This is a genomic window from Rhodanobacter koreensis, from assembly GCF_054782855.1.
In genome coordinates this window covers 663,199-675,351 of record NZ_BAAGRR010000002.1, presented here as the reverse complement: position 1 = coordinate 675,351, position 12,153 = coordinate 663,199, and the positions used below count along the sequence as shown (strand labels likewise).

At 66.0% G+C, this 12,153-nt stretch carries 9 protein-coding genes; 5 read left to right on the top strand and 4 right to left on the bottom strand.

Annotated elements, in window-relative coordinates; translation table 11 throughout:
* Nucleotides 1-37: 37 nt before the first annotated feature.
* Together ACYVKM_RS08925 and ACYVKM_RS08920 are read right to left on the bottom strand one after the other, a co-directional pair.
* On the bottom strand, nucleotides 38-1,306 hold the full coding sequence (locus ACYVKM_RS08925) for an NAD(P)/FAD-dependent oxidoreductase (protein ID WP_460877243.1): 1,269 nt from the start codon (nucleotides 1,304-1,306) through the stop codon (nucleotides 38-40).
* 109 nt (nucleotides 1,307-1,415) lie between these two features.
* Nucleotides 1,416-2,234: an ABC transporter ATP-binding protein gene (locus ACYVKM_RS08920; RefSeq protein ID WP_460877242.1), complete on the bottom strand. Its 819-nt coding sequence runs from the start codon at nucleotides 2,232-2,234 to the stop codon at nucleotides 1,416-1,418.
* Nucleotides 2,235-2,508: 274 nt separating this feature from the next.
* Here ACYVKM_RS08920 and ACYVKM_RS08915 point away from each other — a divergent pair, with 274 nt between their 5' ends.
* A complete protein-coding gene (locus tag ACYVKM_RS08915; RefSeq protein ID WP_460877809.1) occupies nucleotides 2,509-3,936 on the top strand; it encodes an MDR family MFS transporter in 1,428 nt (475 codons plus the stop codon).
* A gap of 169 nt (nucleotides 3,937-4,105) precedes the next feature.
* Entirely contained in the window at nucleotides 4,106-5,692 is a 1,587-nt protein-coding gene (locus ACYVKM_RS08910; RefSeq protein ID WP_460877241.1) for an SDR family NAD(P)-dependent oxidoreductase, read from the top strand.
* A gap of 34 nt (nucleotides 5,693-5,726) precedes the next feature.
* Here the strand turns inward: ACYVKM_RS08910 and ACYVKM_RS08905 are convergent, their stop codons facing one another.
* Entirely contained in the window at nucleotides 5,727-7,385 is a 1,659-nt protein-coding gene (locus tag ACYVKM_RS08905; protein ID WP_460877240.1) for a M20/M25/M40 family metallo-hydrolase, read from the bottom strand.
* A gap of 163 nt (nucleotides 7,386-7,548) precedes the next feature.
* Nucleotides 7,549-8,619 carry a hypothetical protein gene (locus ACYVKM_RS08900; protein ID WP_460877239.1) on the bottom strand — a complete coding sequence of 357 codons (1,071 nt, stop codon included), beginning with the start codon at nucleotides 8,617-8,619 and terminating at the stop codon, nucleotides 7,549-7,551.
* A gap of 320 nt (nucleotides 8,620-8,939) precedes the next feature.
* Between ACYVKM_RS08900 and ACYVKM_RS08895 the strand changes: the two genes are divergently transcribed.
* The 3 genes from ACYVKM_RS08895 (at nucleotide 8,940) to ACYVKM_RS08885 (ending at nucleotide 12,058) form a co-directional block, all read left to right on the top strand.
* Nucleotides 8,940-9,641 (top strand): pirin family protein, encoded by a 702-nt coding sequence (locus ACYVKM_RS08895; protein WP_460877238.1) that lies wholly within the window; start codon nucleotides 8,940-8,942, stop codon nucleotides 9,639-9,641.
* Between the two features lie 114 nt (nucleotides 9,642-9,755).
* Nucleotides 9,756-10,565, top strand: a complete 810-nt coding sequence (locus ACYVKM_RS08890; RefSeq protein WP_460877237.1) for a DUF899 domain-containing protein — start codon at nucleotides 9,756-9,758, stop codon at nucleotides 10,563-10,565.
* Nucleotides 10,562-12,058 (top strand): DHA2 family efflux MFS transporter permease subunit, encoded by a 1,497-nt coding sequence (locus ACYVKM_RS08885; RefSeq protein WP_460877236.1) that lies wholly within the window; start codon nucleotides 10,562-10,564, stop codon nucleotides 12,056-12,058. Before ACYVKM_RS08890 ends, ACYVKM_RS08885 begins: the two co-directional genes overlap by 4 nt.
* The last annotated feature ends 95 nt before the right edge of the window (nucleotides 12,059-12,153 follow it).

Below are 12,153 nucleotides of genomic sequence, written 5' to 3'. Positions count from 1 at the left end.
CGCGGCTGGAGCACCCCAATAGCCGGGTCAGAGCCACTTACCGCCTGACTTCATCCTTGTCGCCGCCGACGATGATGCGCGCACTGCGTTGCCAGGTGCAGTACGACCAAGCCCAATCGAGCATCACCACAAGCCGGTTGCGGAAGCCGATCAGGAACAGGATGTGCGTCATCAGCCAGAACCACCAGGCGATGACGCCGGACAGGTGGATACCGCGTAGATCGACCACGGCGGCACCGCGGCCGATGCTGGCGAGCGTGCCGTAGTCGCTGTAGTGGAAAGCGGGTGTGGTGCGTCCAGCCAGACGATCACGGATTACCCGCGCGGCGTATGCACCCATCTGCTTGGCGGCCGGCGCGAGACCCGGCACCGACTTGCCGCCCTGCTCCACGTGCGCCAGGTCGCCGATCACGAACACTTCGGGATGCTGCGGAAGCGACAGATCGGGTGAGACCAGCACGCGTCCGGCGCGATCACACGGTGCACCCAGTTGTGTGCCCAGCGACGAAGCGGCGACACCGGCGGCCCATAGCAAGGTGCGTGCCTCGATGTGCTGGTCGCCCATTTGCACGCCGGTGTCGCTGACCGCCGTGACCGCCGCGTTCAGGTGCACATGCACGCCCATGCGTTCGAGCTGGCGTTGCGCTTTTGCGGACAGCGCCGGCGGCATCGAGGACAGCACGCGTGCGCCGGCTTCGACCAGATGGATCTGCGCCGTGCGCGGGTCGGCTACGCGAAACTCGCTGGGCAAGGTGTGATGCGCGATCTCCGCAAGCGTGCCGGCCAGTTCGACGCCGGTGGGGCCGGCGCCGATCACCACGAAGCTGAGCCATGCCGCGCGCCGCACGGGATCAGGCTCGCGCTCGGCGGACTCGAATGCGTCGAGGATATGCCGGCGGATCGCCAGCGCATCGTCCATGGTCTTCATGCCGGGCGCGTGGCGCTCCCACTCGTCATGGCCGAAATAGGCGTGGCTCGAACCGGTCGCCACCAGCAGGTAGTCGTAGTCCAGCACGCCGCCGGCCAGCGTCACCCGCCGCGCCTGCACATCGATGCCGCGCGCCTCGTCCATGCGCACGGTGACATTGCGCTGCTTGCGCAGGATATGGCGCAGCGGTGCTGCGATATCCGGCCCGGACAGCCCGGCGGTGGCCACCTGGTACAGCAAGGGCTGGAACAGGTGATGGTTGGTGCGATCCACCAGGGTGACGCGCACCGGTGCCGAACGCAGCGCACGCGTCGCCCACAGGCCGCCGAAGCCGCCGCCGAGGATCACCACATGCGGTATCGCTTGCGATGTACTCATCATTGCCTCGTCTTCACCGCACTGATGATGGGACGCATCAGGCATCGATCCCGTGACAACCGTGCAAGCCATCTGCCCGGTACAACACGGCAGGCGCCCGCGCCGGCACTCAGCCCAGCGTCGCCGCGTAGTAATCGCCATGCCGGCTGACCTGCACCGGCATGCCGAAGGTGGCGGACAACGCGGCATCGGTGAGGGTATCGGCCTTGCTGCCCTGCCGCAGCATCCGGCCATCGCGCAGCAGCACCACGTGGTCGATCTCCGGCAGGATTTCCTCGACGTGGTGGGTGACCAGCAGCAGCGTGGTGCCGGTGCGCGCCAGTTCGCGCAGGCTTTCCAGGAAGTGGCGGCGACTGGCCATGTCCAGGCCCGCGCAAGGCTCGTCCAGCAGCAGCGCGCGCGGACGATGCACCAGTGCGCGTGCAATCAGCACGCGCCGCGCCTCGCCGGTGGACAGGCTGGCCATGGGTCGGCCCACCAGATGCGTCGCATCGACGTGGGCCAGCGCCTCGCGTGCGCGTTCGCGCATGGCGTCCGTGACGTGATGGTTTCGCGCCACGCCACGGGCGGCAAAGAATCCCGACACCACGGCATCGAAGACTTCCACCGGCGTGTCGCTGGTGTAGTCCAGTTGCACGGCCGGCGACACGATGCCGAGCAGGCGGCGCAGCTCCGACACCGGCCAGCGTTCGCGACCGAAGATGTGCACCGCGCCGCTGCCGTCGCTGCGAGCCAGTGGATAGAGCTGGCGCGCGATCAGCTTCACCAGGGTGGACTTGCCCGAACCGTTGGGTCCGAGGATGGCCGTGTGCTGGCGCGCGGCAATGTGCAGGCTCAACTCGTCAAGCACCAGCCGATCGCCCTGCATGACGCTGGCCTGGTCGATCTCCAGCAAGGCAACGTCAGGGGCGGGAGAATGAGACGTCATGTCGGTATACATGACCTCAACCTTGCCTGCAGTCGCTACGAACGGCAACACGACCATTCGCCGGCACAGCGCAAACGGCGGAGCAGCGCAAGCGTGACCTCCTGCCCTTGCTGTCCACGGACGAGAGGCGAATAATTCACATGCTGCGATGCACAATCCCGTGCATCATTGCCTGAAGCGCCCGTATTCCGACTCGCTGGTGCCGTGTCGGCGGGAAGCGCCTGTTCCAGGAAACTGCTGCGTGAGCTTGTCGAACATCGAGGAAAAGGCGGACGTGGCGGCCCTCCCCCAGCCAGCCACGCTCCAGCCGGCATTTCCCGACTACCGCGTGACCTCCCTGATCGTGGCCTGCGCCATCTTCATGGAGCAGCTCGACGCCACCGTGCTGGCGACTGCGCTGCCTGCCATGGCACGCGATTTCCATGTCACCGCGCCGGCGATGAGCATCGCGATGACCATCTACCTGCTGGCGCTGGCGATCCTTATCCCGGTCAGTGGCGCGGTGGCCGACCGCTACGGCAGCAAGCGGGTGTACGGCGCTGCGATCGGCGTGTTCGTGCTCGGCTCGATCCTGTGCTCGCTGACCCACAGCCTGCCGATGCTGGTGGCCGCGCGCCTGCTGCAGGGCGTGGGCGGCGCGATGATGGCGCCGATCGGGCGCTTGATCCTGCTCAGCACGGTGGAACGGCGCAACCTGGTTTCGGCGATGTCGTGGAGCCTGGTGCCGGCCTTCCTCGGCCCGATGATCGGGCCGCCGCTGGGCGGCTTCATCGTCACCTACCTGGACTGGCGCTGGATCTTCTACATCAACGTGCCGATCGGCCTGCTCGGCTTCTGGCTGGTGCGCCGGTTCATTCCGGAAATCCCGCGGGCGGCGCAGCCGGCGCGTTTCGACCTGCACGGCTTTGCGCTGTGCGGGGTCGGCCTGGGTTGCCTGCTGTTCGGCTTCGAGCAGATCGGGCAGAACGGCGACCTGGGCCACGCATTGACCTTGCTGGCCGTGGGCAGCGCCGCCTGCCTGGGCTATCTGTGGCATGCGAAGCATCGCGCGGCTCCGCTGCTGGATCTGTCCCTGCTGAAGATCGACTCGTTCCGGCTGTCGGTGATCTCGGGCTCGCTGATGCGGGTGACCCAGGGCGCCCAGCCCCTTCTGCTGCCGCTGATGTTCCAGATCGGTTTCGGCCTGTCTGCGGTGCGCAGCGGCCAGCTGATCCTGGCTACGTCGCTGGGTGCTGTGCTGACACGCAGCGTGACGCCGCGCATCCTGCGCCGGGTCGGCTTTCGCCGCGGCATGCTGTTCAACGGCATCTTGGCCAGCCTGGGCTATGCGGTCTGTGCGCTGTTCCGGCCGGACTGGCCGTTTGCCGTGATGTTCGGCCTGTTGATGTGCTGCGGCGCCTTCATGTCGTTCCAGTTTGCCGCCTACAACACCGTGGCGTACGAGGCCGTGCCGGCGGCGCGCATGAGTTCCGCCAACGGTTTCTACACCACCCTGCAGCAGCTGATGCTTTCGGTGGGTGTGTGCAGTGGCGCGCTGATCCTCAAGCTCAGCATGGCCGCGGGCCGGCACGCCGAACCGCAGTTGCACGATTTCTCGCTCGCCTTCGTGATCGTCACCGTGATTTCGCTGAGTTCGACGTACTGGCATTTCGGGTTTGCGCACGACGCGGGGCACGAGTTGAGCGGGCACCGAAAAAGGTAGTCCTGGGCATCCATGAAGCGCCTCGCGGCTCCACCCGTTCCCCCTGCCGACGCCCCGCTTTCACGGCAAGATTCCCCGCGGCATGGCCATAACAGGCAAAATACGCGGCTAGCCATGCGCGATGACCTGCTGTCGGCATCTCGCATCGCACCGCCCTACTCGACTACGGATGACACTCTTGACCACCACGGCCACCACGCCATTGCCCGATGACGCAGACACCATGCTGCTGGAGCGCCTGCGCGCCGCGGCGGAGCTGCTCGAATCGGTCGCAGCCGACCGGCAACTGCTGGACCGGCTGCCGGCGGATGACCGCCAGCGCCTGCACCAGGCGGTGGCGCAGGTCTATCACCCCGATCCGGGCGCGCGCCGGATCAAGCTGAAGGCGGCCGAGAAGGCGCGGCATGCGTCGAAGATCCAGGCCGAGGATGCGATGCTCAACCAGACCGGCATCCGTGAGCTGCGCCGCCGGCCGGTGTTCACCACACCGAACGTGCATGCGCCGCTCGGCTTCGAGCCGCACGACATCCATCCCGAGGCCGACGCCGCGCAGCCGCGCGAATCGATCGAACCGAAACACTGCTATGTGTGCAAGCAGAAGTATTCGACGATCCATTTCTTCTACGATCAGCTGTGCCCCGCCTGCGCTGCGTTCAACTACGCCAAGCGCACCGAACTGGTGGATCTGCGCGGACGTGTCGCGCTGCTGACCGGCGGCCGCGTGAAGATCGGTTATCAGGCAGGCCTGAAATTGCTGCGTGCAGGTGCGGAACTGATCGTCACCACGCGCTTCCCGCGCGACTCGGCCGCACGCTATGCCGAGGAACCGGACTTCGCCGAATGGGGCCACCGCCTGCAGGTCTACGGACTCGACCTGCGCCATACGCCGAGCGTGGAGGCGTTCTGCCAGGAACTGGTCGCCACGCGCCCGCGACTGGATTTCATCATCAACAACGCCTGCCAGACCGTGCGTCGCCCGCCGGATTTCTACGCGCACATGATGGACGGCGAGACGGCCGCGCTGCACGACATGCCCGAGCATGTACGCAAGCTGGTCGGTCACTACGAGGGCCTGCGCGGCTCGAACATCCTGCCCGAGGCAGGCGCGTCGGCGAACCTGCTGGCCGGCCGCGCATCGGAACTGCCTGGCCTGACCCGCGCCGCCGAACTGTCGCAGGTACCGCTGCTGCCGGAGGAATTGCTGGCGCAGAGTCACCTGTTCCCCGAAGGTCGCCTCGACCAGGACCTGCAGCAGATCGATCTGCGCCAGCGCAATTCATGGCGGCTGCTGATGGCCGAGGTGCCATCGGTGGAGTTGCTGGAAGTACAGCTGGTCAACGCAATCGCGCCGTTCATCATCAATGCGCGGCTGAAGCCGCTGATGCTGCGCACGCCCGAGCGCGACAAGCACATCGTCAACGTGTCGGCGATGGAAGGGCAGTTCTACCGCAATTTCAAGACCACGCGGCATCCGCACACGAACATGGCGAAGGCCGCGCTCAACATGATGACGCGTACCTCGGCGACGGATTACCACAACGACGGCATCCACATGAACAGCGTCGACACCGGCTGGGTGACCGATGAGGATCCAGCGGAGCTCGCCGCGAAGAAGGTGCTGGAGGAACGCTTCCATCCGCCACTCGACATCGTCGACGGCGCCGCACGCATCGTCGACCCGATCATCGGCGGCATCAACACCGGCGAGCACGTGTGGGGGCAGTTCCTGAAGGATTATCGACCCACGGACTGGTAACCCTGTGCACCGCCGCCGCAATCCAGCGGCAAGGTCACTTCGCTTCCACGCTCGGGCGCCTGAAATCGCTGCCGGGATTCCACTGCGGGACCGGCGTATCCATCTTGGCGAGCTTGCTGCCGACCATGTAGAGCAGCCGCAGATCCTGCACCATGCCGCGCAGATCCCAGTTCGGATCGAAGGCATCGCCGGGCTGGTGGTAACGGTGCGCAATGTAGTCGTCGTAGGCCTTGCGGCCTGCAGCTACACCACCATCAAGCAGGTCGAGGCCCGAGCGCGCATACAGCACCGGCACGCCAGCCTTGGCGAAGTTGAACTGGCCGGATCGCGCGAAGAAACCCTGCGTCGGCGGCGGGTCCGGCGTCACGGCGCGTCCTTGGGTCCGGGCCGCCTCGACCAGGTAGTTGTCCAGCTGCGACTGGCCATAGCCGATCACCGCGATGTCGTGGCTGGGTCCGATGACCGTCAGCGCATCCATGTCGATGTCGGCCAGGGTGAGGTCCAGCGGAATCAGCGGATGATCGACGTAGTAGTGCGAACCGAGCAGGCCCGACTCCTCCATCGTCAGTGCCAGGAACAGGACCGTGCGTGCCGGCTTGGGTCGGCGATGCGCGAACGCCTCGGCGATCTTCAGCAGGCCGGCCACGCCCGAGGCGTTATCCACGGCACCGTGGTAGATCCGGTCGCCATCCCGGCCCAGATGGTCCCAATGGGCGGAATAGATGATCGCCTGGTAGGGGCGTGTGGTGCCTGGCAGTTCGCCGATCACGTTGTTCGACTGGCCGTGGCTGATCGCGCTGTCGATCGCGATGCTGGCCTTTGCATCAAGCTCGACGGCCTTGAAGCCGCGCGTGTCGGCACTTTTCTTCAATGCATCGAAATCGGCACCGGCATCGGCGAACAGCTTTCTCGCCGCGGCGGTGGTCAGCCAGCCGGCGACCGGCAATCGTGGCGTCGCGTCCTCGCTGGTCGGCAAACTGAACTGGGGACCGCTCCAGCCGGTCTGCACCACGTTCCACGGATAACCCGCCGCCTCCGTGTCATGCACGATGAAGGCAGCGGCGGCGCCACGACGCGCGGCCGCCTCGAACTTGCTTGCCCAATGGTCGTACCAGGTCAGTTCGCGGCCCTTGAACAGCATCGGATCCTGGCTGCTCCAGCCCGGATCGTTGACCAGCATCACGACGGTCTTGCCCTTGAGATCCAGGCCCGCGTAATCGTTCCATTGCCGATCGGGCACATCGGCACCGTAGCCGACGAAGACGATCGGCGAACCCTTGATTTCAGCATGCGGCAGGTTCGCCGGCGAGCCGACCACCATGTCGCTGCCGAAGGCCAGCACGGATTTGTCCTTGCTGCCGTCGATGACGAGCCTGGCCTGGGTGGCATGCTGCAGCGTGGCCTGCACATACGGCACCGCCTGCAGCCAGCTGCCATGGTTGCCAGGTTGCAAGCCGATGCGCTGGAACTGCCGGATCAGGTAATCGGTGGTGCGCTGCTCGCCCAGGCTGCCGGGCGCGCGGCCCTCGAACGCATCGGAGGCCAGCACCTTCACGTGCTCGGCTACATCCGCCTCGGTAATGCCCGGCGAGAACGTCGCATAGGACTGGTCAGCGTTCCTGCCGTCGGCCGAATGATGATGGCAGGCAGCCAGAAACAGGCTGATGGCAGCGGTCAACCACAAGCGATGCACAGACGCTTCCCCCGGAGGCGAGGGAGCGAATGTACTCAAGTGTCTCCGGCGGCCGCAACAGGCATGAAAAAGCGCGGAATCTTGCGACCTGACAGGGCTTCATCGCCTTGCAGCGGAACCCGGGGCAACGCCCCGCTTCATTGCCAGATCAATGGAGTCCCGCTCAACCGATGGCTGCAAATGTCGGTATGGCAAATGCCGGCGCAACATCTGCGGTGCGGGAGCGGCCGCGACGCCAGCCGTCCACGAACGTACGCAACTTGCCGCCGACGACGGCAACCACCGGATACGCAGACAGCCGGATGGCCGGGAAGGTACCGGGCGACATGGCAAGGCCGATCTGGTGCTCGGCGCGCATTCTTGCCGCCTTCGCGGCGAACCAGGCCTTGGGACCGGCCAGCAGCACACCCGAGTCGGATTCCGCCTGACGCGAGCTCTCGATGCCGCGGCGCAGATGGGCAAGATGGATCTCGCTGAAGGCCTGGCTCAGGGCCGCGATCCTGAAAGGAGACGCGGCGAATTCGTCCAGCAGGCTACCCAGCATGGCAGCAACGCGCAGTGCGATCCGGCCATTCGCCTGCTCCACGGGTGAAGCACCGGTCGGTACCTGGTACGCGCCTTCGATGGCGTCGACCAGGGTATGGAACTCCGCCTGGTTGAGCGGGCGATGATCCAGCGGCGTCTTGCGCCGGTCGATCAGCCATGCCTGATCCACTGCAGCCAGCGCATGGGAACGATGGGCGGCGCGATGGCGTGCATCCTCCATCGACAGGCCATCGGCCACCAGCTGTGCCGTGAGGGCTTCCCGTGTCAGTGGTTCCGGCCGTGCCGATCCGTCACGGTCATACCAGCGGCGGTATTCCAGCGTGGTCGCATGAAAGAGCGAGCGCGGTGGCCGCACCGAGGCGCGTGCCTCGGCGGCATAATCGAGTGCCGGCGCGATCGGGCGCAGCCCGGCAGCACGGGCCGCCAGTACGCGCCCGAACAGGACTTCGGCGGTGACCAGGTGCTGGTGATAGGTCGCATGCCGCTCGTTGTCGTCAACAGCAGAGAAATAGACAAACCGCAACCGGGGCGGGCGTGCCGTCTTGCCGGACTGTCCGAGACCCGACTGGGTACCCCGACGCCCGATGGGTGGAGCCCGGTGTGCGGTAGGCAGGTCAGCCAGCATCGCGTCGATGGTGGCGCTCGAAAAAACGGGAGATTGGGCCGATGCGGCCGCTTGCACACTCACATCAACTGCCACTGCTCGCACACTGCAACCTTTTTCGCCGATGCGACCGCAACGCCCGTCTCCGCAAGCGCCACGTGCCGCTGAAGCACACGTCGTGACCATCCATTCCGGACGGCTTCGGCGCCACCTTGGCATTCCCGGCGGCCTGAAAGTGTGAACCCGGTTGCAGTATCCGAAGCTGGCCCCGGCGGGATGACGGTTTTGGCGAAATAGGTGCATGGCACAATTCGGCAACAGTCCGTTCCATCCTTGTTGCCTGTGTTTGCGCGCCCATCGGATCTATCTTGGCGGCTGCAGCCACAGTTGCGGGAACCCTCACCATGATCGAACGCAGACCTTTCAACAGCCTGGGCGGAGCCAACCACGGCTGGCTCGACGCGAAACATCATTTCTCCTTCTCCGGCTATCGCGATTCGAAACGCATGGGCTGGGGTGCGCTGCGCGTGTGGAACGACGACACGATTGCCGCGCAGAGCGGCTTTCCGCCGCATCCGCACTCGGACATGGAGATCATCACCTATGTCCGCGAGGGCGCGATCAGTCATCGCGACAGCCTGGGCAACGCGGGTCGCACCGTCGCCGGCGACGTGCAGGTGATGAGCGCGGGCAGCGGCATCACCCACAGCGAGTTCAACCTGGAACCGGATACCACGCGCATCTTCCAGATCTGGATCATTCCGGATCAGCAGGGCCAGCCGCCATCCTGGGGTGAAAGGTCATTCCCGGTGGGCGACCGTTCCGGTCGCTTCGTGGCGCTGGCCAGCGGCTTCGAGGAAGACACCGATGCCCTGCCCCTGCGCACCGACGCGCGCGTCCTCGGCGTCACGCTCAAGGCTGGCGAAACCACGGAGTATGCGATGTCCCCTGATCGCTACGGTTATCTGGTGCCGGCGAAGGGGGCGGTCGAACTCAACGGCGTAAGGCTCGATACCCGCGATGGCGCGGCGATTCGTGACGAAGCCGTGCTGCGGGTGACTGCGCTGGAAGACGCCGAACTGGTGCTGGTCGACGTCGCGGCCTGACACCTCCCGCCTGCACCCAGGCTCCTCGATTTCCGGCATCGATGCCGGCGTGTCGATTTCGTCGCATCCCGCTCGTCATATCCATGAACCCCGCTGCGAACATGGAGACGAACGATGACGACCCTGCCCCCGCTCGTGTCGAGGGAAACCTGGCTGGCCGCCCGCAGGCGATTGCTCGAAGCCGAGAAGACAGCCACCCGCGCACGTGATGCGCTGAACGCGCAGCGGCGCGCGCTGCCAATGGTCGCAATCGACAAGGACTACGTGTTCGACACGCCCGAGGGTGCGGCAAACCTGCTTGGCTTGTTCGAGGGGCGACGCCAGCTGATCGTGTACCACTTCATGTTTCACCGCGACCGCGGCGAGGGTTGCCACGGCTGCTCGTACCTGGTGGACAACATCGGTCATCTCGCGCACCTGAATGCACGCGGCACCACCTTGGCCCTGATCTCGCGCGCGCCGCTGGCAGAACTGCAGCGCTTCAAGGAGCGCATGGGCTGGCAGCTGCCGTGGTATTCGTCGTGGGGCAGCGATTTCAACCACGACTTCCACGTCACGCAGGACGAAGCGGTGGCGCCGATCGAGTACAACTATCGCGACAAGTCCGAGCTGATCGCACGCGGTCACAATTATCATCTGGAAGGCGAGCAGCCCGGCCTCAGCGTGTTCCTGCGCGATGGCACACGTGTCTACCACAGCTATTCCAGCTACGGCCGTGGGCTGGACCTGCTGCTCACCACCTACAACTATCTCGACCTCACACCGTTTGGTCGTGGCGAGGGCTGGGGCGGCATGCCGGACCTGGATGGCAAGGGCATGGACTGGACCCGGCTGCACGACCGCTACGAGGATGGGCAGGAACACACGGTGTCCATCGACCTGCCGGGCCGAACCGCCGATAGCTGCTGCGGAGAAACGTCTTGAGTACATATCCCACCGATGCCTCGACAACAACGCCACACGACGGCCGCTGGCTGGCGCTTACCTTGTTGTGCCTGGGCGTGCTGATGATCGTGCTGGACACCACGGTGGTGAACGTGGCGCTGCCGTCGATCCGTGCCGACCTCGGCTTCTCCGAGGCCAATCTGGCATGGGTGGTGAATGCCTACATGCTCACCTTCGGCGGTTTCCTGCTGCTGGGTGGGCGGCTGGGCGACCTGTACGGTCATCGCCGGCTGTTCCTGCTCGGCATCACGTTGTTCACCCTGGCTTCGCTGGCCTGCGGGCTGTCCGACACGCAGGGCCTGCTGGTGGCCGCGCGCGGCGTGCAGGGGCTGGGTGGTGCCGTGGTTACTGCAGTGGCGCTGTCGCTGATCATGAACCTTTTCACCGCACCCGCCGACCGCGCCAAGGCGATGGGCGTGTACGGTTTCGTCTGCTCCGGTGGCGGTAGTCTCGGTGCGCTGCTCGGCGGCGCACTGACCAGCGCGATGAGCTGGCATTGGGTGTTCCTGATCAACCTGCCGATCGGCGTGGCGGTGCTGCTGCTCTCGCAGCGATTGCTGCCGAAGGTACGTGGCGCCATGGCCCACCGGCATCTGGACGTGGCCGGCGCGATGAGTATCACCGCCGCGCTGCTGCTGGCCGTGTACGCGGTGGTCAACGGCAATGCGGCTGGCTGGACCTCGCTGCGCACGCTTGGCCTGCTCGGCGTGGCGTTGGTGCTGCTGGCGATCTTTCTCGTGGTGGAGGCGCGAGTGCGCGCGCCGCTGATCCCGCTGGGGTTGTTCCGGCTGCGCAATATCGCCGTGGCCAACGTGGTCGGCGTGCTGTGGGCGGCGGCGATGTTCGCCTGGTTCTTCCTGTCCGCGCTGTACTTGCAGCTGGTGCTGGGCTATAGCCCGCTGCAGGTGGGGCTGGCCTTCCTGCCGGCGAACCTGATCATGGCCGCGTTCTCGCTCGGCCTGTCGGCGAAGATGGTGATGCGCTTCGGCATTCGTCTGCCGCTGGCGGCGGGTCTGCTGCTTGCGGCGCTAGGCCTGGCGCTGTTCTCGCGGGCACCGGTGGACGGCCACTTCGTGATGGACGTGTTGCCCGGCATGCTGCTGCTCGGCCTCGGTGCCGGCATCGCGTTCAACCCGGTACTGCTGGCAGCCATGAGCGACGTGGCACCCAGCGAATCGGGGCTGGCTTCCGGCATCGTCAACACCGCCTTCATGATGGGTGGCGCGCTGGGCCTGGCCGTGCTCGCCAGCCTGGCCGCCGCACGTAGCGACCGCCTGCTGGTCATGGGCGCGGGGTACCCGGCCGCGCTGGCTGGCGGCTACCAGTCTGCCTTCCTGGTCGGCGCACTGTTCGCGGCACTGGCCGCCCTGCTCGGCGCCGGCCTGCTGCGCCCAGGGACGGGCGCAGCAACACACGCTGAAGCCGCATTGCCGCAAGACCTGCTTTCACCCCAGGGCGCGGAGGATGCATGAACCGTGTCGAGGGCTTCAAGCCGATGCTGCCGCCCTGAGCGCAGCCAGGCATGGGCGCCGGCTCTTGATGTCGTGACCCATCGCCGCCAGTGTGA